21 protein-coding genes are annotated in these 20,205 nt (G+C 42.3%); 12 read left to right on the top strand and 9 right to left on the bottom strand.

Annotation, left to right across the window (positions count from 1 at the left end):
- Positions 1–57 precede the first annotated feature (57 nt).
- From RMX98_RS22760 to RMX98_RS22730, 7 genes are all read right to left on the bottom strand, one after another.
- Positions 58–1,488 carry a tryptophanase gene (locus tag RMX98_RS22760; protein WP_322680528.1) on the bottom strand — a complete coding sequence of 477 codons (1,431 nt, stop codon included), beginning with the start codon at positions 1,486–1,488 and terminating at the stop codon, positions 58–60.
- Positions 1,489–1,646: 158 nt separating this feature from the next.
- Positions 1,647–3,095 carry a cytochrome P450 gene (locus RMX98_RS22755; protein ID WP_322680527.1) on the bottom strand — a complete coding sequence of 483 codons (1,449 nt, stop codon included), beginning with the start codon at positions 3,093–3,095 and terminating at the stop codon, positions 1,647–1,649.
- Positions 3,096–3,204: 109 nt separating this feature from the next.
- On the bottom strand, positions 3,205–4,842 hold the full coding sequence (locus RMX98_RS22750) for an NAD(P)/FAD-dependent oxidoreductase (protein ID WP_322680526.1): 1,638 nt from the start codon (positions 4,840–4,842) through the stop codon (positions 3,205–3,207).
- Positions 4,843–5,254: 412 nt separating this feature from the next.
- Positions 5,255–5,968, bottom strand: coding sequence for an AraC family transcriptional regulator (locus RMX98_RS22745; RefSeq protein WP_322680525.1), 714 nt, complete (start codon positions 5,966–5,968; stop codon positions 5,255–5,257).
- A gap of 42 nt (positions 5,969–6,010) precedes the next feature.
- Positions 6,011–6,730: a DevA family ABC transporter ATP-binding protein gene (locus RMX98_RS22740; RefSeq protein WP_322649105.1), complete on the bottom strand. Its 720-nt coding sequence runs from the start codon at positions 6,728–6,730 to the stop codon at positions 6,011–6,013.
- 9 nt (positions 6,731–6,739) lie between these two features.
- Positions 6,740–7,915 (bottom strand): ABC transporter permease DevC, encoded by a 1,176-nt coding sequence (gene devC / locus RMX98_RS22735; RefSeq protein ID WP_322680524.1) that lies wholly within the window; start codon positions 7,913–7,915, stop codon positions 6,740–6,742.
- Complete coding sequence (locus RMX98_RS22730; RefSeq protein WP_322680523.1) at positions 7,912–9,114, bottom strand: ABC exporter membrane fusion protein; 1,203 nt, start codon at positions 9,112–9,114, stop codon at positions 7,912–7,914. The genes devC and RMX98_RS22730 overlap by 4 nt, the downstream gene beginning before the upstream one ends.
- A 398-nt stretch (positions 9,115–9,512) precedes the next feature.
- Between RMX98_RS22730 and RMX98_RS22725 the strand changes: the two genes are divergently transcribed.
- From RMX98_RS22725 to RMX98_RS22700, 6 genes are all read left to right on the top strand, one after another.
- The gene (locus RMX98_RS22725) at positions 9,513–9,737 is read left to right on the top strand and encodes a hypothetical protein (protein WP_322680522.1); all 225 of its coding nucleotides are present in this window, start codon (positions 9,513–9,515) and stop codon (positions 9,735–9,737) included.
- A gap of 50 nt (positions 9,738–9,787) precedes the next feature.
- On the top strand, positions 9,788–9,913 hold the full coding sequence (locus RMX98_RS22720) for a hypothetical protein (RefSeq protein ID WP_322680521.1): 126 nt from the start codon (positions 9,788–9,790) through the stop codon (positions 9,911–9,913).
- Between the two features lie 182 nt (positions 9,914–10,095).
- Positions 10,096–10,371 carry a UBP-type zinc finger domain-containing protein gene (locus tag RMX98_RS22715; RefSeq protein WP_322680520.1) on the top strand — a complete coding sequence of 92 codons (276 nt, stop codon included), beginning with the start codon at positions 10,096–10,098 and terminating at the stop codon, positions 10,369–10,371.
- 364 nt (positions 10,372–10,735) lie between these two features.
- Positions 10,736–11,437, top strand: a complete 702-nt coding sequence (locus RMX98_RS22710; protein WP_322680519.1) for an SDR family NAD(P)-dependent oxidoreductase — start codon at positions 10,736–10,738, stop codon at positions 11,435–11,437.
- 317 nt (positions 11,438–11,754) lie between these two features.
- Complete coding sequence (locus tag RMX98_RS22705; RefSeq protein WP_322680518.1) at positions 11,755–13,449, top strand: ATP-binding protein; 1,695 nt, start codon at positions 11,755–11,757, stop codon at positions 13,447–13,449.
- A gap of 106 nt (positions 13,450–13,555) precedes the next feature.
- A complete protein-coding gene (locus tag RMX98_RS22700) occupies positions 13,556–13,768 on the top strand; it encodes a hypothetical protein (RefSeq protein WP_322680554.1) in 213 nt (70 codons plus the stop codon).
- A 124-nt stretch (positions 13,769–13,892) separates the two neighbouring features.
- On the opposite strand, the gene RMX98_RS22695 is transcribed toward RMX98_RS22700, so the two are convergent.
- Positions 13,893–15,161, bottom strand: coding sequence for an RNA polymerase sigma factor (locus RMX98_RS22695; RefSeq protein ID WP_322680517.1), 1,269 nt, complete (start codon positions 15,159–15,161; stop codon positions 13,893–13,895).
- A 376-nt stretch (positions 15,162–15,537) separates the two neighbouring features.
- Here RMX98_RS22695 and RMX98_RS22690 point away from each other — a divergent pair, with 376 nt between their 5' ends.
- The 6 genes from RMX98_RS22690 to RMX98_RS22665 all read left to right on the top strand — a co-directional run bounded on the left by RMX98_RS22690 (position 15,538) and on the right by RMX98_RS22665 (position 19,075).
- Positions 15,538–15,897 carry a YciI family protein gene (locus tag RMX98_RS22690; protein ID WP_322680516.1) on the top strand — a complete coding sequence of 120 codons (360 nt, stop codon included), beginning with the start codon at positions 15,538–15,540 and terminating at the stop codon, positions 15,895–15,897.
- A gap of 35 nt (positions 15,898–15,932) precedes the next feature.
- Positions 15,933–16,430, top strand: coding sequence for a VOC family protein (locus RMX98_RS22685; protein WP_322680515.1), 498 nt, complete (start codon positions 15,933–15,935; stop codon positions 16,428–16,430).
- An 87-nt stretch (positions 16,431–16,517) separates the two neighbouring features.
- Positions 16,518–16,949 (top strand): YciI family protein, encoded by a 432-nt coding sequence (locus RMX98_RS22680; RefSeq protein ID WP_322680514.1) that lies wholly within the window; start codon positions 16,518–16,520, stop codon positions 16,947–16,949.
- Positions 16,950–17,217: 268 nt separating this feature from the next.
- Positions 17,218–17,628 (top strand): VOC family protein, encoded by a 411-nt coding sequence (locus tag RMX98_RS22675; protein WP_322680513.1) that lies wholly within the window; start codon positions 17,218–17,220, stop codon positions 17,626–17,628.
- A 269-nt stretch (positions 17,629–17,897) separates the two neighbouring features.
- Positions 17,898–18,332 (top strand): VOC family protein, encoded by a 435-nt coding sequence (locus RMX98_RS22670; protein ID WP_322680512.1) that lies wholly within the window; start codon positions 17,898–17,900, stop codon positions 18,330–18,332.
- Between the two features lie 110 nt (positions 18,333–18,442).
- Positions 18,443–19,075, top strand: a complete 633-nt coding sequence (locus RMX98_RS22665) for a glutathione S-transferase family protein (protein ID WP_289794352.1) — start codon at positions 18,443–18,445, stop codon at positions 19,073–19,075.
- A 198-nt stretch (positions 19,076–19,273) separates the two neighbouring features.
- On the opposite strand, the gene RMX98_RS22660 is transcribed toward RMX98_RS22665, so the two are convergent.
- On the bottom strand, positions 19,274–20,203 hold the full coding sequence (locus tag RMX98_RS22660; RefSeq protein ID WP_322680511.1) for a hypothetical protein: 930 nt from the start codon (positions 20,201–20,203) through the stop codon (positions 19,274–19,276).
- Positions 20,204–20,205: the final 2 nt, after the last annotated feature.

The raw sequence follows: 20,205 nt of genomic DNA, 5'->3' as shown, positions 1-20,205 counted from the left end.
TCAGCTTTATGTTTTGTGCTAGGAAGAATCTTTTTCAAGAAAGTTCACAAGTTGCGCTTAAACCGAGAGTATTGATAACTCTGTCAATGTTTTTGATAAGTGATTATCTGCTTTAATAGGTTCAAGCTGGGCTGTAAATTGACGCAACAATTTAGGCGCGTAGTTTAGTTGATATCCAGGAATTTGATCGCAGCGTGCAGCAGTTTTACCAAATATTTCAGCCACATAGTCTAAATGACTTTGTGTATATACCCTTCTAGGAAGTGCTAGACGAACTAGTTCCAATTTGGGATACACCATTTTGTTGGTATCTGGGTCAAGATGACCAAAAGTCAGTGAGCCTATTTCTACTGTCCGTATTCCACCTTCTAAATAGAGTTCTACTGTTAAGGCTTGAGCAGGAAATTGTTCTTGAGGGATATGAGACAATAACAATCCAGCATCTACGTATACCGCATGTGCGCCTGGCGGCTCAATGATGGGAATCCCTAATTCTCGTAGACGCGCTGCTAGATATGCTGTTTGCCCCAAACGATATGCCAGATATTCTTCTTGAAGTACTTCACGCAATCCAATGGCCATAGCATCTAAATCCCGGCCAGCTAACCCGCCATAAGTGGGGAATCCCTCACGGAGAATTAATTCATTACGTGCTTGTTCAAATAGCACTTCATCTCTCATGGTTATAAAGCCACCAATATTGACCATGCCATCCTTTTTGGCACTCATGGTAATGCCATCGGCTAGAGCAAACATTTCTTGGCTAATTTCCAGAGGAGTTTTATCTGCATAACCAGGCTCTCGTAGCTTAATAAAATAAGCATTTTCTGCAAAGCGACAAGCATCAATGAAAAACGGTATACCAAACTCTTTATAAGTTTGGGAAACTCTTCGTAGGTTTTCTAGAGAAACGGGTTGACCACCCCCAGCGTTATTGGTGACTGTGATCATACCAAAGGGAATTTTGTTTGCTCCTACTCTATTGATAAAGTCACGTAGCTTTTCAATATCCATATTCCCTTTAAAGGGGTGATATGAACCAGTATGATGGGCCTCTTCAATAACTAGGTTAGTAGGAAGTCCCCCACGAGCACGGATATTGGCATAGGTAGTATCAAAATGCATGTTAGAAGGAACATACTGACCTGGTTTCACCAAACAAGCGCTCAAAATGTTTTCTGCTGCTCGACCTTGGTGAGTAGGTAAAAAGTAGGGAAAGCCGAATATGTCTTGAATGACTTCTGCTAATCGATAATACGAACGAGCGCCAGCATAAGCTTCATCACCTTCAAGCATTGCTGCCCACTGTGCTTGACTCATTGCACTAGTGCCAGAGTCTGTAAATAAATCAATGAATATTTCCTCTGAACGCAGACCAAAGAGATTGTAATTAGCTCGGCGTATAGCTGCCTCACGGGTATTACGATCGAGTAGTTTGATCGGCTCAACCATCTTGATCCGAAATGGTTCTGGGGGATGAAGGGTCATAACTTACCTCTAAATATTGTTTGCTGTTTTTTGATTGTGATTTGCGATCGCTCTTAAGCTCTTAATTAAATGCATGGCACAGGGTTGAGGAATATCGCATATTTGTTGTATTTATTACCTACAACCCTTAAATCAGACTTAGTTTGTTGAACTCAAGTCTAGAATCGCGGCTTGATGATAACTTGAAAACTCTCCGGCATTAAAATAGCTCCTGCTGTACCTTCAAAATTTAATTTTTCTCCTGGAGCTTTTTCAAAAGTACATTTCTGCATTAAACTAGCAATGAAAGTGAATAGTTCAAGCCGTCCTAAATACTCTCCGAAACAGCGACGTTTTCCAATTCCAAATGGGTAATATTTATCTAGCAAATCTTCTCTAACCTCTCCTGTGTCAGTGAGAAATCGATATGGGTTGAATTTTTCAGGCTCATGCCAAAAACGCTCATCACGGGTCAAGCTATAAAGATTAACGAACACAGGCGTATCTTTGGGAATGAAGTGACCATTGATAGTGGTATCAATCGTAGTAGCGCTTGGGAGAGCCAAAGGGAAGGAATGAGCATGTCGTAGCATCTCATGAATGCAAGCTTCTGTAAATGGCAATTTCTTGCGATCGGCCATGCATACTTGTCGGTCTCTACCCACTACTGTATCTAGTTCTTGGTGGACTTTCGTCTGAATATCTGGATCAGCAATCATATATAACATTGCCCAACGAATTAGGGGCGCAATAGGCAGTAATCCTGTACCCATCATTTCTTGCGGTGTTCCTTCCACAATCACCTTTTCGGTCAGACCCAAGGTTTGCTTATCGAACTCGTCTAACTCATTAGTGGCTTTAATGAGCGCATCTACCATACCTCTAAGATTTTCGGGGTCGTATGAGTCCCGATACTCTTTTAACTTCTTCAAAATCAATTTTTCTAGATGATTTAGGGCGTTATACCATTTAGTTAATCCTTGCCCAAAATTTTCAAAAAATATGCGGGTCTGTGGTACAAAATCAGCTAATAAAGTCCCTGCCGTATTTTGAGGAAAATCCTTAGCAAATTTGACAAAGCCAATAAAATCTTGATCGTCACGGCTACATCTTTCTCCAAACAAAATCTGAAGCATAACATTTGCAACAGACAAATTTACCTCTATCTCTGGATCGAAAGGTTGACCTTGATAGCTTAAGAGAATATTTACTAATTCAGCTGCTTCCTCCATCACTTGCTGTTCAATGGAGCTTATTTTACTTGTAACGAATTTATGCAGAGCGTTAGTAGTAATTTCCCGATGCTTTTTCCATAGCAAACCATAATCCCTACCACCAATAGCTCTACCTCTAACTGCATTTTTGAGAGTGTAAAAGTTTGGTCTACCAGCAAAATCCCCTTGTTGTTTTAATAAAGCCTCTTTAATTGTTTCAAGTCCATTGAGTACAACAATAGTTTGAGAAAAAATACGTATTTGAAAGACATTGCCGTACTGTTTTGCTAGATGAGTGAATGTTTGATATGGATATTTACCCATGATTGGCAAGTTCCCAATGATGGGTAAACCACGCGGGCCTGGAAGTGGAGTATTTATTGTTGGGGTAGAAGGTCTTGATTGCAATAGCATAGTAATCTCTTTTATTTGTGTTGCTGTTGTCTCAATTCTTTAAAACACATTGCACATTATTTGTCCTCTGTTTAGTCTCTCCAATATTGGAGAGACTTTTCTAAGCCGTCTATACAGGTTGTGGTACTTTAATATCAAAAAACTCTTTAAGCAAGGCTAATGGAATATCATCTGCACCTGAAGAAACTAATGGTTTGATTGGTTCTGGATACGCACGAAAATCAACATGTCGTGCTTGAGGATTTCCCCAAGGATAAACTGATTGCGGTAACATATCAGATTGCTTGAGAAGAGAGAGCATTTGATTAGCAGCTTCTTCTACAGGTATTTCTCCTGCATCAACCTTATCTAATAACACTTCGTAACCATCTAAAACAGTTTGAAAAGTCTCAGCAAAGGGAGCTTTAGCCATAGGATAAGGCTCTTCTTGGTCAAGCTCTATAAAAGGTGATGAACTACTACTAGCTATAGATTTTAAGCAACTACGGAACAGATAGACATCACTAAGAATTAGGTAAGCTAACCAAAGTTGAGTCATTGCATTCCATAGTGGAAAGTGCGACATTGAACGGAAAGTGTTATAGAGTATCTGGTCGTTGTGATCAATTTTTGTTGCTAGCAATTTTTCTACATGGGTAAAGCGCTCAACGCTGAAGTCATCATCTTTTAACGCCTCTAATAATCGACCTGCTAGAGAATGAACAGTTTCAAAGGTGCTAATAAAACCTCTTGAGTATAAAGGATCAATAAAACCATAAGAATGACTCAACAGAGCATAACGATGTCCTACCGCATCTGTAGATGAGTATTGAATCCTATCAGTACTGACCCATTTACGTACTGGTTTCAGGTCTTTAAGATGTTTAGCAATGCTTGGGAACTGCTCGATAATACTATAGAATTCTTGTTCTGGGTCTATGTCTTTTTTCGGATACTTGTATCCATTGAGCATTAACCCAACACTGCACAGAGAGCTTTCCGAAAGACTGTGGTTGTCAAAAGGAATGACCCATATCCAGCCCCCGTCAAAGACATGATGTAATGTTCCTTCTTGCCATTTACAACTTTGTCCTGGCAAGTCTTCTTGCGGTATACAATCATCATAGCCTGGTAAATTAGCTACATGGGTAAAGATACCGCGAGTGTTGGTTCTTAAACGAGTTGGGTTTTCGCGGAGATTGAATTTTTCAGCTACTAGAGAACGGAAACCAGAGCCATCGACTAAAAAGCGAGCAGAATATTCTTCTCCATCTTTGATTCGTACTTGTACGCCATCTTCTTGAAAGTCAATGTCTTGTACTTCAGTCAAGTCATGATATTCAACGCCATAATTGATAGCTACTTTCAACATGTAATGATCAACATCTGGGCGGAAGAGGTGGCTTTCAGATATCAAAGAGGAAGATGGCGAAATCAGTTGATGTGCTTCATCTGGATTTTGTTTCTCGCCTTCTTTATGATAAACAAACCCAAGTAAACGTTTTACGCCGCAACCGGATGATACGTATTGTTGAATTGTTTCAACTTGAGTTAAATTTTTAAGTTCTGGTATACCAAAACGTTCTGCAACAATCCACATCCACAATGCACTTTCAGGCAACATGGCTTCACCAATTGCAAACCGAGGATGAGTACCTTTTTCGAGTAGCAATACGCTAAAGCCATTTTTAGCTAAAATACTAGCCAAGGTTGTTCCGGCAATCCCTGCTCCGAGAATAATAGTGTCAAAATGTTTGTTTTTTTTCATGATCTCTTGAGTTTTCAATTGACTAGATTTGTTGCGGATTAATGTATTGGAATAAGAACGTAAATTCTGTTTTTTTGATTGCGAATGCTTGCGATTAAAAAGCAAAGCATTAAAAATTATGCAGCAACTGTTTACGTCTTAAGTGTGTTGTTCTAGGAGAAAGTCAAGTGTTTTCTTTTCACAGTTCAAGTTTATAGTGTCTTCAAGGATAGTTGCAATCATCATTTTTTTGATTAATTGAACAATTATTTTGATTTCATTAAACATAACAGTATATTTTTATTTTAAAATTTAAAGAACGTAAGTTTATGTCTATGCTTTAAAAACAAAAAATGGCTGAAAGTAAAGATTGCAGCCATTGTAAAAATTGAATTTTATACATTGCAATTTCATAAAATATACGTGATGCCGCTTAAATTGCCTGAAATTTATAATGCAATAACCATTCTTTTGATTGAGATATTAATTGTTTAGCATTAATTGCTTTTGGACTAAGATAACGGCGGCATATTGTTCTCCAAACATGAGGAGTTTTGCCATTTATCTGGCGAAATTGACGACAGAAGGTAGTTGTATTTTGATAACCTAAGCTCAGAGAGATTTGATTTAAGTTTTGGTCTGTTTCTAATAACAGAAGGTATGCTTCTGCCATCCGTCGATGAGTAATCCATCGGTAAAGACTTTTACCAGTTTGTAGTCGTACCAAGTTAGTAAGATAAGCTGGAGAGTAACCAACTACTTGTGCTACATCGTCAAGGGTAATTGGTTGATTATAATTTGCTTCAATAAAGTCAAAGACTTCTTTGAGCAAGAGAACAGACTGATAATTTGACTGCTGAGTTGTCGTGTTAGCAGTATTAATAGGTAATGGCTCTAAAACTTGTTGAGCGTAAGCCTCAAAATCTTGTTTAAGGAGAGTCTGTTTTTCGAGTTTGGTAGCAATTAATGCCAATAATTTTCTTAAATTACACGGCTGAGTTTGAGAATCATTCACTTCTAGATTAATATTTTTGTGAGTTTCAACCTGAGCTACCTTAGTAGTAAAAAAAATGAAGGGGATAGTCGCTTTGAGAATATCTTGATAAAGCGTAGTTAGGACATGGAAATCATCAAATTCTGCGATCATAATTTTAGAAGTTATTTAGAGTTACTTTTTTGTGAATGATCTTCAACGGTGAGACATTTCAATATTTGATATCTGCGTTGAGTTATTTACTAGTTTGCCGTCTTCCATTTGGACAATCCGATCTGCAACATCCAAAATTCGGTTGTCGTGGGTAACAATGAGGATAGTACAGCTTTGTTCCTTTGCTAGCTGCTGCATGAGGTTAACGACATCTCGACCAGATTTACTATCGAGTGCAGCAGTTGGTTCGTCAGCCAGAACAATTTTAGGATGGCTTACCAAAGCACGGGCGATCGCAACTCGTTGCTTTTGCCCACCTGAAAGATCGTCAGGATAGTAATTTATCCGATGCTCTAATCCTACCTGCTCCAGCATTTGTGCTGCTCGCCGTTGCATTCGTTTTGAAGAAATATTTTTGTGCAATTCTAAGCCCATTTTGACGTTTTGGAGTGCCGTCAGACTACCATGCAGATTGTGAGCTTGGAAAATATAACCGTTGTTGCGTCGCACCTGTACCAATTCTGCTGGACTGGCATGACACAATTCTTTTCCTAAAACCTGTAGACTTCCTGATTGAGCAGAGCGCAATCCACCGGCTAAGGTGAGCAGTGTAGTTTTACCGGAACCAGAAGGCCCGGTCATAATCACAATTTCGCCCGCATGAATTTCTAAATTGATGTCGAATAAGACTTGTTTGCGGAGTTGACCTTGACCAAAGAAGTGATCGAGATTGTGGATGGAAATGACTGGCTTGTTAAACATGGTGTATACCTAAAACATGTCAGCAGGGTCAGCAGATTGAAGTTTACGGGTAGCGATCGCTCCTGAAATAGTACACATGACTAATGTTAGTAGCAGTACAAATACTCCTCTTAACAACGGCATAGATAATGGCAAGTTAGTGGCATTACGAACCAAATGATAAAGTCCTATAGCAATTGACGCACCAGGTATAAATCCCAATACTGCCAGAATCAACGCCTCTTCAAATACGACTCCTAACAAGTAAAAAGTACGATAACCCATTGCCTTAAATGTTGCATATTCCTTGATGTGGGCATTTACATCAGTGGAGAGAACCTGATAAACAATTACGATACCAACTATAAACCCGACTACAGTACCAAGTCCAAAGATAAAACCAATCGGTCTATTTTTGGCTTCGTAATCTTTTGCAGAGTCAATAAATTCTTTAAGTGTCAGCACTTGAACATCTTTAGGCAAGTAAGCTTTTAATGCAGCTGTAACTTGTACTGGATCATCACCTGGTTTGAACTGAATCAATCCCAAACTAACCGCCCCAGCCTGTCGTTGAGGAAATAACCGCAAAAAGCTCTGATCGCTGGTAATCAAAGTGCCATCAGTAGAGAATGAAGCACCAACTTGAAACAGTCCACTAATAGTAACAGTACGTCGCTCAATTTCAGTCTTGACAGTTTTACCCTGTTCAATTTTGGCAATAATCTCTTTGTAGTCTCCTCTAGATGTGCGGTCAAATAAAACTGTATCTGACAACTTGATACTTTTTAAATTCTGGTTAACCTCTGGCAAATCAACAGTAACACGCTCTGGATTTATACCTACTACCAGCATAGAGGTCTTGTGCTGGGTTTGGGGATTCTTCCAATCTATGAAGTTGATATACAAAGGCTGGGCTGATTTCACTCCAGGCACATCCATTGCTTGATAAAGCCGCCGCCGGGGAATAGTGCCTATATTTGCTAAGTCGCGGGCTTGGGGGCTGATTAGTACAGCGTCAGCCTTTAATTTGCGGTGGAGCAAAACGCTGGTATCAAACAGCGCATTCATAAAACCGAGTTGCATGAACATCAGTATATCTGCAAAAGCAATGCCCGACAGTGCCACGAACAGACGGCTTTTTTCATGATTCAGTTGCAACCATCCTAGAGGTGTTCGCTGCTGTAATTGTTGGATTAAACCTTTCATATATCAATCACCACCGTCACTTGAAGATTCGTTAGCTGTGCTACTTTCTTACTTGATGCTGGATCGAGACGCACCCAAACCTCAATCACACGAGCATCAGTGTTGGCGGCTGGGTCGGCATGAATCACGTTTTGCCGAACTACACTTAAACCAATCCGTTCTACCGTCCCTTGTAGTTGTTCTGGTAGAGAATCACTGACCACTCTGGCTCGTTGACCTGGATGAACTTTGCTGATATCACTTTGGTAAACTTCAGCAACCGCATACATTTGTCCTGTTTTGCCGAACTCTATAATTCCTTTATCAGAGACCCGTTCACTCGGATAAGTATGAATTTTAAGCACTCTTCCTGTCTGTAGCGCTTTTACGTAAGCCTGTTCTAAATCTGCTTGGGCTTTTTGAACTGCAACCTTAGCACTACTAACTTTTGCGGCTGCAACCTCGACATCTACTGGACGTACTTCAGCAATTTGTTTCAGCGTGGCTTTGGCTTCATTGAGTTGTTGTTTTTGTCCTGATTGGATGCGTTTTAAATTTGCTCTGGCTTCCTGCAATTGCTCTTGAGCAGTTTCAAAATTAAGACGTTTACTATCCTTAAGTGATGCAGAGATAGCTCCTTCCTGATTGAGCATCTGATAGCGCTGATTTTCGACCTGAGCATTCCTGAATTCAGCTTCCAGCCGACCTACCGTAGCAGTTTGGGCTTCTATGTTATTGCGGCGCTCGACTTCCAGACGAGCGATTTGTGCGCGCTGTGCCTCAATTTCTCCAAGTTTTGCGCCTGCTTTAATGCTAGCAAGTTCGGCTTGCGCTATTCGTACCTGTTGTTGGGCTTCTGCTAAAGCAGCTTGAAGACGAGCGCGGCTATCCAAAATGGCAATTACTTGACCTGTTTTTACCGAATCACCTTCTTTGACAAGTAATTGTTCAACTCGGCTACCCTCAGATGAAGTAGGAGCAGAAACTTGAATGACTTCACCGCCAGGATCTAAACGCCCCAAAGCAGTTACTGTCTTGACTTCGGGCATATTGCTGACTTTTACTGTTTGGGTAACACCAGCTTGAGATGACTGAAACCGCCAGAGCATATAGGTTGTAACTCCGCCAACTAAAAAAGTTGTAGCGATTGTCAGAATGGTCAATTGGTGAACCGGAGGTTTTGTAAGAGAGGATTTTTTGACTATTGTATCTTTCACCATAAAGCATTCTTTGATTTGAGTTGGGAGTAATCTCAAGTCTGTTTCAATATGGAGTAACAGGCTTTTGAAGTTAAGTTTTGTTAATTTAGCTTGTTATTACTGGTAGTCTCAAGTAAAGCCTAAATGAATATTAATTAACTGCACTCGATATGGTTAATAGAGTAATGCGATCGCCGTAAAATAAAACTTGAGTGGGTTGTGGAAAACTGTCTTGATCATGGTTTTAATGAATTGAGGTCTGTAATATTGAGTTTTCCAATTTTGAATAATTTTGTCCAATTAAAATCCGAAAGTTAAGGCGAAACTTAATTAGTCGCTGCTTTCGATAACAAAAGGTTAGGGACGAATGGCACGCTTGAAAAGCTCTAAGGTATACGGGGTAATTGCTACAGCTTTTAATGCCTGCTTCTGCACGAATGGGATGGGGTCATACCATTTTGCAATTATATGTAGTATTTCTTCCCCTGCCTCCCCTGCAACGCCAGCTCCCCCTGCCTGTCAAAACTAATATTTTTGAACGCAACTTGGTATCAGGCGATCGCGCGAAGCATAGTCTCACATCTTGCACTCAATACCACAAAGCTCAACTGACATTTGGCTACCATCGGTTTGACGAACTGTGATGCTGTCCGCATCTGCCACTTGAGTAGCTATCCATTCTTCGGTAAGCGCGATGGATAGCTGGTTAGTTCTTTGGAAAATCAAGATAGCGGTGATGATAGCTCCAGCGATCGCAGTTAAAATTATGGCAGTTCTTTACAATGGCTTCATATTGCTAGCTCTGTTGTCACAAGATTAAGAAAGCACAATTTTAACCGCATTAAACATTTACTACACCTCGTACCCAAAAGCCTTACAAATAGTGGACTTGCTCTTATCAAGCGTGCCATTTAGATATAAACTTTAATGCTTAACTGACAAAATTAGCTGTGTTTCCCCGGACTAATCTATACTCTGATTAACCTATCATTAGAAATCTCTATGAGCTGCGAACATCTAGATAATGTAACTAAGGACACTCTGATTTCTAAAGCAAACTATCCAGTATTTCGCTGTGAAGAGTGTATCCGGATCAACAGTCACTGGGTGCATCTTCGCATTTGCCAAAGTTGCGGCAAGATGCTGTGCTGTGATTCTTCTGAACATCAACACGCACGGCAGCATTATAAGGAAACTGGACATTCAGTGATTAGCTCGGCGGAGTTAGGAGAACAGTGGTTATGGTGTTTTTTGGATGAACAGGTAAAGAACTATTAAACGAAGGCGATTGCGCTGGCGAGCCACGACTTGATTTAAAAAGGAGCTTCCTCAACGAATGTTCGTCAATCCGAGCTTACTAAGCTGTTCCACATTTAAGTTGCATAACTAGGGCGGGCAAGATGCTCACTCCACAAGAGTTTGATTTAATATGATTGATTTTTTATCAGCAAAGTAAGTCAGAGTCGAGTTCAGATCCGAATCTTATTTTTACACGGATGGGGTATCTATGAAGTGCTTTACTCAACCAACCTGAGTTCAAATTAACTATTCTCTTATAGGAAATAAACCATACAAACCACCAACTTACTATTCCTTGATTTAACATTTCTGCAAGCATTCTTAATACAAGGTAGAACATCAGATGGAATCCACGCAAGACAAATGGGCATTAGTCACAGGTGGGAACCGAGGGATTGGGTTTGCCATCGCTCAAGGTCTACTGGCAAAAGGTTACTCGATAATTATCACTTCGCGTTCGCTTGATAACGCAAAACTTGCGGTTCAGAAGCTTCAATCAAAGGTAATTCCTGTCGAATTGGATGTCACTAATGATCGCTCTATCGATGAAGCAGTAAAAACCCTGTACCAGAAAATTGCTTGGTTAGATGTTTTAATCAATAATGCTGGCGTGTATCCAGACAAGGATGTAAATATTCTTACCATTGACCGAGAGTTACTTGATTCCACCATGAATGCCAACACCTTTGGCGCAATTCGGATGGTACAGGCATTTTTACCCCTGTTGGAAAAATCTCCTGATGCCAGAGTTGTCAACGTTTCAAGCGGATATGGAGCATTAGAAGGCTTGTCTTACGATGTCCCAAGTTACTGCCTATCAAAGCTGGCATTAAATGGTGCAACAATTATGCTGGCACAAGCTTTACAATCTTTTGGAATTGTTGTCAATTCCATTTGTCCGGGCTGGGTTCAAACAGATATGGGTGGGTCATCAGCACCGCGCACGCCAGCAGAAGGAGCCGACACTGCAATTTGGCTCGCTACTGATGCTCCACGCAATATAAACGGTAAATTTTTGCGAGATCGTAAAGTAATTTCTTTTTAGATGTTAATTGTCGTTATATTTAAGCAGTAAGAAACAAAAGGCAACAATAGATTTGGCTGGGTCAGGGGAGCAATGTTCCCTGACATTTTTTGAAATCTAAAAAATTTAGTAAATGATTATAATTTTTAATAGGATTTGATAGAAACAAACCTAAAAACTAATTGACAATTTTTATGAAATTATTGATTTAATTCATAAAGATTCAAAATTGCCTGCTAAATCATCAAATCAATAGATAAAAAATACAAGTTAAGCTTTAGCAATAATTTGGGAATAATAAAGTTGAATTCTAAAAAATAACTCTAGAAAGCTTTAGCATGATGTTAGCCTTTTTCAACTATCTTTTCTATTCAAACAATTTTATTCCTCACGGGCATTGTTATCTCTGGAAAACAGGACTAGTGTGGCTCCACATTATTTCTGATGCGACAATTGCTCTTGCCTATTATTCTATTCCTGTATTACTGATTTACTTTATTTCCAAACGTAAAGATATTCCTTTCAACGGAGTCTTTCTCTTATTTGGTGCTTTTATTCTTGCCTGCGGTAGTGGACACTTGATGGATATTTGGACGCTTTGGCATCCTGATTACTGGATTGCAGGCGGTTTAAAAGCCTTCACTGCGATTATTTCCATATATACAGCATTTGCGTTAATTTATTTGATACCTCAAGCCCTCGCACTACCCAGCCCAGCCCAGCTAGAAGCTATTAATAGTGCACTTAAGAGCGAAATTGGCGAGCGCAAAAAAACCGAAGAAGCTTTACTACGTATTAGCAAAGCTGTGGAAAGTGTCAGTGATGCTATTGGTATAGCCGATATCACAGGTCAGCCAATTTATCACAATCCTGCCTTCATAAATTTGTTCGGTTATACAATTGATCAATTGAATGCCGCTAGTGGGCCGGTAGCAGTTTACAAAGATCCAGCAGCAGCATACAGGGTCTTTAGTACTATCAAGCGAGGTCAATCATGGCGTGGTGAACTCATTATGCAAAGTTCTACTGGTCAAACAATGGAAATTGAGTTAAGGGCAGATGCGATCAAAGACCTGAGTGGAAATATTATTGCTTTAGTTGGTATTCATACAGATATTACCGAGCGTAAACAAGCCGAAGCTCAACTCAAACAGCAAACAATAGAACTAGAGCAAACTCTCAAAGAACTACAAACTACCCAATCCAAACTCATCCAAAGCGAAAAAATGTCTTCTCTAGGTCAATTAGTAGCTGGAGTTGCCCACGAAATCAATAATCCAGTCACTTTTATCTCTGGAAATCTGACTCATGCCAACAACTATACCCGCGAGCTACTAAATCTACTTCACCTCTACCGACTTAACTACCCGAATCCTGTAGTTGAAATTCAACAAGAAATTCAAGCTCTTGACCTAGATTTTTTAATTGAGGACTTGCCAAAACTGCTGTCTTCAATGGAAGTCGGTGCAGAACGCATCGGTCAAATTGTGGCTTCTCTTCGTACCTTCTCACGGCTAGATGAAGCCCAGTTAAAAGCAGTAGATATTCATCAAGGTATTGATAGTACTTTGATGATTCTAGAACATCGTTTCAAAACCAGAACCAATCATCCCGAAATTCAGATTATTAAAGATTATGGCAATTTACCTTTAGTTGATTGCTATGCCGGACAGCTAAATCAAGTATTTCTGAACATTTTGACTAATGCGCTTGATACTTTGGAGGATTCATTGATTCAAGGGAAATTTACACATAACCACCCACAAATTATCATTTCTACTCAACAACTAATTGACAAACAAATAGTTATCCGTATTATCGATAATGGCCCTGGTATTTCCGAACAAGTTAAACAAAAGTTATTTGACCCTTTTTTTACTACCAAAGCTGTGGGTAAAGGTACTGGTTTAGGTTTGTCAATTAGCTATCAAATTATTACCGAGCGACACGGTGGTTCATTACAATGTGTTTCTTCTCCTAATCAGGGAGCGGAATTTATCATTGAAATTCCAGTTGAACAGTCTAATAAGTAATATCAATACAGTTATTAAAAGCCCAATCTGAACTTCGGCAGTTGTTAAACCAAGAAATTGCCTGTTCAAAAGATTCTTAAAAGCTGCACAACGCCTTAATTCTAAGTTGCCCATACGCTTTCGTGATAGACCAAGTAAAGATTCTTCCCGCATTTTTTACTACCAAGTTGATAGAACGCTAAAACCCAAAGAAATGTTGCGGGAATTAGGGCAGATTGAAATTGGTCTGGGAACTTTAGTGGCTACCAATGAGCGAATTACTGGGGCAATTGAACCGAGTATTTATGAATTGAGTATATATTTAACTGAAATAATCTAACAACTTATGCATCACAGTTAATCATTTGTAGGTGCGATCGCCTGACTACAAAACTAAATTCAAAATCATTAGTACCAATCGAAACATACGAGAGAATGCTGGCGCTTTAAACTGTTGTAAACCCTTAGCCGGACTGAATGTTAGGTTGAACTTCGCGCAACCGACGTTCCAGAAAACGACGCTCACTGTCATTTGTCACTAATTCTAGTGCCCGTGTATAGCTCTGGGTCGCTTCCTCTAATGCTCCAACACGCCGGAATAAATCTGCACGGGTGGCATGAAACAGATGATAGCTGTCCAGTTCAGGAGCAAGGCTATCAATCAGTCCAAATGCGGCTTGAGGGCTGTCTGCCATTGCGATCGCCACTGCTCGGTTCAAGGCCACAATGGGTGAGGGCTGCAAGCCCTCCAACACCTCATAGAGCCGCACGATCTGCGTCCAGTCTGTTTCTTCGGCGCGGGTTGCCTGACAATGGAGGGCTGCGATCGCCGCTTGCAGAGCATACACTCCGGTTCCAAAGAGCAACGCTTCCTCTACCAGAGGTAACGCCTCAGCAATCTGTAGATGATTCCAACGACTGCGATCCTGATCTTCTAGCAAAATCAAATCGCCTGCCTCATCTAGACGCGCATTGCGCCGCGAATCGTGCAATAACATCAGCGCCACTAGTGCTGTGACTTCAGATGGGGGTTGGGGTGCCAGCAATTGCCGCATCAGTTGCCCCAAGCGAATCGCTTCGATGCAGAGGTCAGCCCGCACGATCGCATCTCCTTTGGTTGCGGCATAGCCTTCGTTGAAGATGAGATAGATGACTGTCAGGACTGCCTCTATCCGGGGAGCGAGATCAGTCGTCTCAGGTACTTTGTAAGGAATGCCTGCGTCTCGAATTTTGCGTTTAGCTCGAACTAACCGCTGTGCCATTGTTGCAGTCGGTATCAGAAAGGCACGGGCAATTTCGTCGGTTTCCAGTCCACCCAACATTCGGAGGGTCAACGCTACTTGAGTTTCCGTTGCCAGTGCCGGGTGACAGCAGGTAAAGATTAATCGCAGGCGATCGTCTCCAATTTCATCACTGTCATAGGTTGGTTCTTCAGTGGATGGAATTAAGCCAGATGCCGCATACCACTCCAGTTTTTCGGTCAGTTTCGTGCGTCGTCGGAAGCGATCGATCGCCTTGTACCGGGCAGTTCGGATAATCCAGGCACGGGGACGATCGGGAATACCGTCGCTTTCCCACTGATTCACTGCCGCTGTAAATGCTGCCTGTGCAGCTTCTTCAGCTACATCAAAATCTCCGACCAGCCGAATCAGAATAGCGACAATGCGCCCCCATTCAGTTCGATAAAGGGCAGTAATTGCTTGAGCCACATCTGTTTTTGGGATTGAAGCCATACCTTTCACAAAAAGACTTGAAGAAGAATTCAGAAGTCAGAATTCAGGAGTCAGAATCAATGTTCGTTGGGGATTCAGACCCCAACCAATTGTAGATACCGTCCAGACGATAGCGCAGCGTTAGCGACGCAGGAGCGTCTGGGGTTTTAAACCCGTTTATTCATCTACCAGTCGCACAGAATTCAATTCTGAATTCTGGCTCCTGACTCCTGAATTCTGTTTGATAAAGAATTTTGGGCAAGGTGTCGATTTGAGCAATTGCCGTTCGACTGACTGATAAAGGGAGATAAAGTTCAATTGTACTAGACAAAATTTTTGCACTCAGGTGTCGATTTGGACAATTCCCGTTCGACTTAATCACAAAGGAGGCAACCAAATGAAATATTTGCTGCTGATTTATATGGACGAAAACGCCATGAGCAACACCGAGCGGGAGCATTGCTATGAGGAATCTGCCCAACTCGCCCAGGACTTGCATACTCAAGGACAATTTCTGGCGACGGCTCCACTCCATCCTGTTGCAACCGCAACCAGTGTCCAAGTCCGTGATGGCAAATCACTCGTGACCGATGGACCATTTGCCGAAACCCGCGAACAATTGGGTGGATTCTTCCTCGTTAATGCTCAGGATTTGGATGAAGCCATTGCGATCGCCACCCGCATTCCAGGTGCAAAAGTCGGCACCGTCGAAATCCGTCCTGTCATCGAAGTTGCGGGACTACCAGCACAGCCCTGACCGTCCTTAACCGCTTGAACTCAAGGAGAACCCTCATGCAAAACAATTCCAAAATCACTCCCTGTTTATGGTTTGACGATCAAGCCGAAGCCGCCGCTCAGTTTTATACGTCGATTTTTCGCAATTCCAAAATTGTCCACGTCAGTCGATATGGAGACGCTGGACAAGAAATTCACGGAAAACCAGCCGGAGCCGTCATGACTGTCAGCTTTGAACTTGATGGTCAGCCGTTCACAGCACTCAACGGTGGTCCGACCTTCAAATTTAATGAGGCGATTTCCTTCCAAATCTTTTGCGATACCCAAGCGGACGTGGACGATTACTGGCAAAAATTGTCTGCCGGTGGGGATGAAACCGCACAGCAATGCGGCTGGCTCAAAGACAAATACGGTGTCTCCTGGCAAATTATTCCTCGCATTCTGATTGAGTTACTCAACCACCCCGATGCGGCAACCTCTCAAAAAGTGACCGCTACCATGTTGCAAATGAAGAAGATCGAGATTGATCAACTCAAACGTGTCGCTGCTGATTAGCGGTTCTTTCGGAGTTGCGCTTTGTGCTAATCAGCACACCCAACCCCTCGCAATCTAACTCAAAACCATTCAACAGGAGATTTCACAATGAAAGTCATGGTCTTTGTTAAAGCAACCCAAGACTCCGAAACTGGGGTCATGCCGAACGAACAGCTTTTAACTGAAATGGGGCAGTACAACGAAGAATTAGCCAAGGCAGGTATCTTGCTCGCTGCTGAGGGGTTGCATCCTAGCTCGAAAGGGGTGCGAGTTCACTTTTCAGGAAGCGATCGCACCGTCACCCAGGGACCTTTCACTCCAGCGCAGGAGCTAGTGGCAGGGTACTGGCTGTGGCAGGTAAACTCAATGGAAGAGGCAGTTGCTTGGGTAAAGCGCTGCCCTAACCCTATGCCAGGAGACTCCGAGATTGAGATTCGTCCCATATTCGAGGCAGAGGATTTTGGTGAAGTCCTGACACCCGCCTTAAGGGAGCAGGAAGACCGCATTCGCGCTCAACTTGAAACGCAGCAGCAAGAGTAACGTCAACAAGAAGGGTGTAGGGGGTAGGGTGTGGGGTGTAGGGAAGACTGCATTGGTTGGGGCTTGAACCCCCACCAATGCTATCGTCTTGACTCATACGGGGCTTGTAACCAAGAGTGTTGTTGGGGCTAAATATTCACTACACCCCACACCCCACACCCCACACCCCGCCCCAACGGGGCTTGGTCATCAGCAACCGCACAAATGATGTTCATGTGCGAACGATCCGCTCATCAAAACGCAGAATCGATTACAAAAGGAGAAATCAATGCAACTCAATTCTTACCTGATGTTCAACGGCAACTGTGAGGCAGCGTTCAAGTTCTATGAACAATGTCTGGGTGGCAAGATGACTATGATGATGACACACAAAGAAGCACCTTCTACCGAAAATGTCTCACCGGAATGGCAGGACAAAATCATGCACGCTTGCCTTGAACTAGATGATCGCCTCCTGATGGGATCTGACTGCCCACCAGGATACTTTGAAACCCCGCAAGGTTTCTACGTACAAATTAGCGTTCCCCAAATCGCTGAGGCAGAACGGCTTTTTCACGCTCTAGCAGAAAACGGCAAGGTGAAGATGGCGATCGCACAAACGTTCTGGTCATCGCGCTTTGGTATGTTGACCGATCAGTTTGGGACACCGTGGATGATCAACTGCGAACAAACCATCTGAGCCGAATGGCACGCTTGAAAAGCGAAAATCGTTGAGACAGCAGGGGTGCAGTGTTTCGACTACGCTCAACAACCGGAGCAAAGGAGCAGGGGAGAAAGAAGAAATTTTAGGCATTGCGTTCAGATATTTAGAAATTCCCCTCTGCACCCCTGCCCCTCTGCAATCCTTACGCTGCCTACCCTTCAGCTTAACAAGCGTGCCATTCGTCCTTTGTCCTTTGTCCTTTGTAAATAGCCACAGACCAACAACTAACTACACCAGGAGAAACCATGAGTACTCAAATTTTCGTCAACCTACCCGTCAAATATCTCCAGCAATCGATCGAGTTTTTCACAAAACTTGGCTTTCAGTTCAACCCCCAATTTACCGATGAAACGGCCACCTGCATGATTGTGTCCGAAACCATCTTTGTGATGCTTTTGACGCATGAGAAATTTAAAACATTCACGCCGAACCCGATTTGCGATGCCACAAAAAGTACCGAAGTGTTGACGTGCTTATCAGTTGAGAGCCGAGAAAAAGTGGATCAGCTGGTTCGTAAAGCCGTTGCTGCTGGTGGTACAACCTACAACGAACCTCAAGACCACGGATTTATGTACGCGCATGGATTTCAAGATTTAGATGGTCACATTTGGGAACTAATTTACATGGAACCCGAAGCAAGCCATCCAGTTGAGGCCCAAAGGGAAGGAGCAGGAGTGTGAACCGCAACAGAACAACCAGTGGAACACAAAGAAAGCGAACTCATCGAAACATGAGCACACCCATTCATGCAAGAAGATAAAAGATATTTGCACATCACTGAGGTTGATTCATGAAACTCTATGAATTTGCTCCCACACGATCAATTCGGGTTCGCTGGGTTCTCCAGGAACTTGGGGTGGAATTTGAAGCAATCTCCATCAACATGCGGGCAGGTGAACACCGTACACCCGATTTTCTCACCATTAATCCCACTGGCAAGCTCCCTGTGCTCATCGATGGCGAACATATCATCACTGAATCCGTAGCCATTGCTTTGTACCTCGGTGAGAAGTACCCAGAATCTAACCTAGTACCTACAGACTTGCTTCTGCGAGCACAGCTTTATCGTTGGCTTCTCTTTACTGCCACCGAATTGGAACAGCCGCTATGGCGTATCGCTCGCCACACGTTTATATACCCAGAAGAGTTGAGATTGCCTGCTGAAATACCTCTGGCTCGGCAAGACTTCACCAGTATGGCTGTCGTTTTAGAGAACCATCTGTTGGATCGGCAGTTTGTAGTGGGTGAACACGTCACAGTGGCTGATTTTGTGCTTGCTTATACACTGGATTGGGCGAACGAAGTTCAGCTACTCGCCACTTTCCCCACGCTGGTGGACTACATGGAACGAATGTACAAACGACCAAAGGCATCTGGGCGAATCGCAGCTGCACTTGCAAGTCTCAATCAGACCTCACAATGATTCACAAAAGGAGATAACCCAATGGAACCCAACCAAGCTGAACAAACCTCACCTATACCTGCTCAACCGCAAAAAGAAAGAACATCAGTGGCTCCAGAAACTCGTCGGTGAGTGGAGACTGTGCGTTGCCTTGGGCACAGCGAAAGCTGCTCACTGGTTAGACTTTGGGTATTGGCGGAAGGGCAATGGAGGAAGCGTCTATACTTGACATTGATTAAAAGGTTCTCGAATAAAATAGAGTGCATCGCGTTTTTGAACTTCCATACCGCCTCTATTCCAACTGACCCAACGAGTTATAAATTTTTTCCCCTGCTCTCGATATTCAATAGCAACAGTAAAGTTATTACGGAGTTCCCGATAACATCTATCCAAATTCGTCAAGGTCAAATCCAGTACTGGGATATTAAATTTATTCTCCCCTTTATTGATAACAAAAAATCCTTCATTGCCTCGCCCCATTAGCAATATAGTTGTTCCTGAAAAAGCATTAGCACTGATGTCGCTATTTTCTTCGGGGATAGCAATGATAAATCTGGAATCGATATCGATGTTACCACCATATTTCGCTGTACCTGCGGTGGTAGAAATTCCGCTACCGCGACGCAATAGTAAGCGATCGCTAGCAGTTAAATTAATATTTCCACCATCACCAGAGTTCGTTATTGCTTCAATAAATGCTTTGTTATCCAGTGCTGTGGACACAGAATTAATATTAATATCTCCGGCTTTTCCTTGCCCAAAGCTGCTTGAACTGATTCCCCCGCGATTTAAAAATAAAAAATCTGTTGTCGTCAGCTTAATATTACCTGCATTGCCTACAGCGTCTTGATTGACTGTACTAAAAAGACCGCTAGAAAAACCTGTAGTGCTAACACCGTCAATAAAAATGCGATCGCGTGCATCAATGGTAATATTACCTCCATTGCCTTTAGAAGTAGTACTAGCATTGACTACTGTGCAATGACTTTGGAAATCATAACTAATTATACGGACATCCCAACATTTGGAAGCTGCTGCAAAGCAAGGCTGTCCTTTGTCGGGTGGTCGTCTACACGCCGGATGGAGAAGCTGTGGAACTACACGAGATAATGCAGCGGTTTCCGGTTGGAGAGTGAAAATGCTACGCAATC

Origin of the sequence: Nostoc sp. DedQUE02 (assembly GCF_034531035.1) — a bacterium.
Taxonomy (GTDB): Bacteria; Cyanobacteriota; Cyanobacteriia; order Cyanobacteriales; family Nostocaceae; genus Nostoc.
This window is presented reverse-complemented; position numbering and strand designations above follow the sequence as displayed.

What these genes read in the sequence shown, in the direction of transcription:
- RMX98_RS22665 (WP_289794352.1), top strand. Translation starts at nt 18,443, where the DNA reads ATGAAACTCTATGAATTTGCTCCCACACGATCAATTCGGGTTCGCTGG.
- RMX98_RS22760 (WP_322680528.1), bottom strand. Translation starts at nt 1,488, where the DNA reads ATGACCCTTCATCCCCCAGAACCATTTCGGATCAAGATGGTTGAGCCG.
- RMX98_RS22670 (WP_322680512.1), top strand. Translation starts at nt 17,898, where the DNA reads ATGAGTACTCAAATTTTCGTCAACCTACCCGTCAAATATCTCCAGCAA.
- RMX98_RS22695 (WP_322680517.1), bottom strand. Translation starts at nt 15,161, where the DNA reads ATGGCTTCAATCCCAAAAACAGATGTGGCTCAAGCAATTACTGCCCTT.
- RMX98_RS22750 (WP_322680526.1), bottom strand. Translation starts at nt 4,842, where the DNA reads ATGAAAAAAAACAAACATTTTGACACTATTATTCTCGGAGCAGGGATT.
- RMX98_RS22745 (WP_322680525.1), bottom strand. Translation starts at nt 5,968, where the DNA reads ATGATCGCAGAATTTGATGATTTCCATGTCCTAACTACGCTTTATCAA.
- RMX98_RS22680 (WP_322680514.1), top strand. Translation starts at nt 16,518, where the DNA reads ATGAAAGTCATGGTCTTTGTTAAAGCAACCCAAGACTCCGAAACTGGG.
- RMX98_RS22725 (WP_322680522.1), top strand. Translation starts at nt 9,513, where the DNA reads ATGCCTGCTTCTGCACGAATGGGATGGGGTCATACCATTTTGCAATTA.
- RMX98_RS22705 (WP_322680518.1), top strand. Translation starts at nt 11,755, where the DNA reads ATGATGTTAGCCTTTTTCAACTATCTTTTCTATTCAAACAATTTTATT.
- RMX98_RS22685 (WP_322680515.1), top strand. Translation starts at nt 15,933, where the DNA reads ATGCAAAACAATTCCAAAATCACTCCCTGTTTATGGTTTGACGATCAA.
- RMX98_RS22720 (WP_322680521.1), top strand. Translation starts at nt 9,788, where the DNA reads ATGGATAGCTGGTTAGTTCTTTGGAAAATCAAGATAGCGGTGATGATA.
- RMX98_RS22715 (WP_322680520.1), top strand. Translation starts at nt 10,096, where the DNA reads ATGAGCTGCGAACATCTAGATAATGTAACTAAGGACACTCTGATTTCT.
- devC (WP_322680524.1), bottom strand. Translation starts at nt 7,915, where the DNA reads ATGAAAGGTTTAATCCAACAATTACAGCAGCGAACACCTCTAGGATGG.
- RMX98_RS22710 (WP_322680519.1), top strand. Translation starts at nt 10,736, where the DNA reads ATGGAATCCACGCAAGACAAATGGGCATTAGTCACAGGTGGGAACCGA.
- RMX98_RS22740 (WP_322649105.1), bottom strand. Translation starts at nt 6,730, where the DNA reads ATGTTTAACAAGCCAGTCATTTCCATCCACAATCTCGATCACTTCTTT.
- RMX98_RS22690 (WP_322680516.1), top strand. Translation starts at nt 15,538, where the DNA reads ATGAAATATTTGCTGCTGATTTATATGGACGAAAACGCCATGAGCAAC.
- RMX98_RS22755 (WP_322680527.1), bottom strand. Translation starts at nt 3,095, where the DNA reads ATGCTATTGCAATCAAGACCTTCTACCCCAACAATAAATACTCCACTT.
- RMX98_RS22730 (WP_322680523.1), bottom strand. Translation starts at nt 9,114, where the DNA reads ATGGTGAAAGATACAATAGTCAAAAAATCCTCTCTTACAAAACCTCCG.
- RMX98_RS22675 (WP_322680513.1), top strand. Translation starts at nt 17,218, where the DNA reads ATGCAACTCAATTCTTACCTGATGTTCAACGGCAACTGTGAGGCAGCG.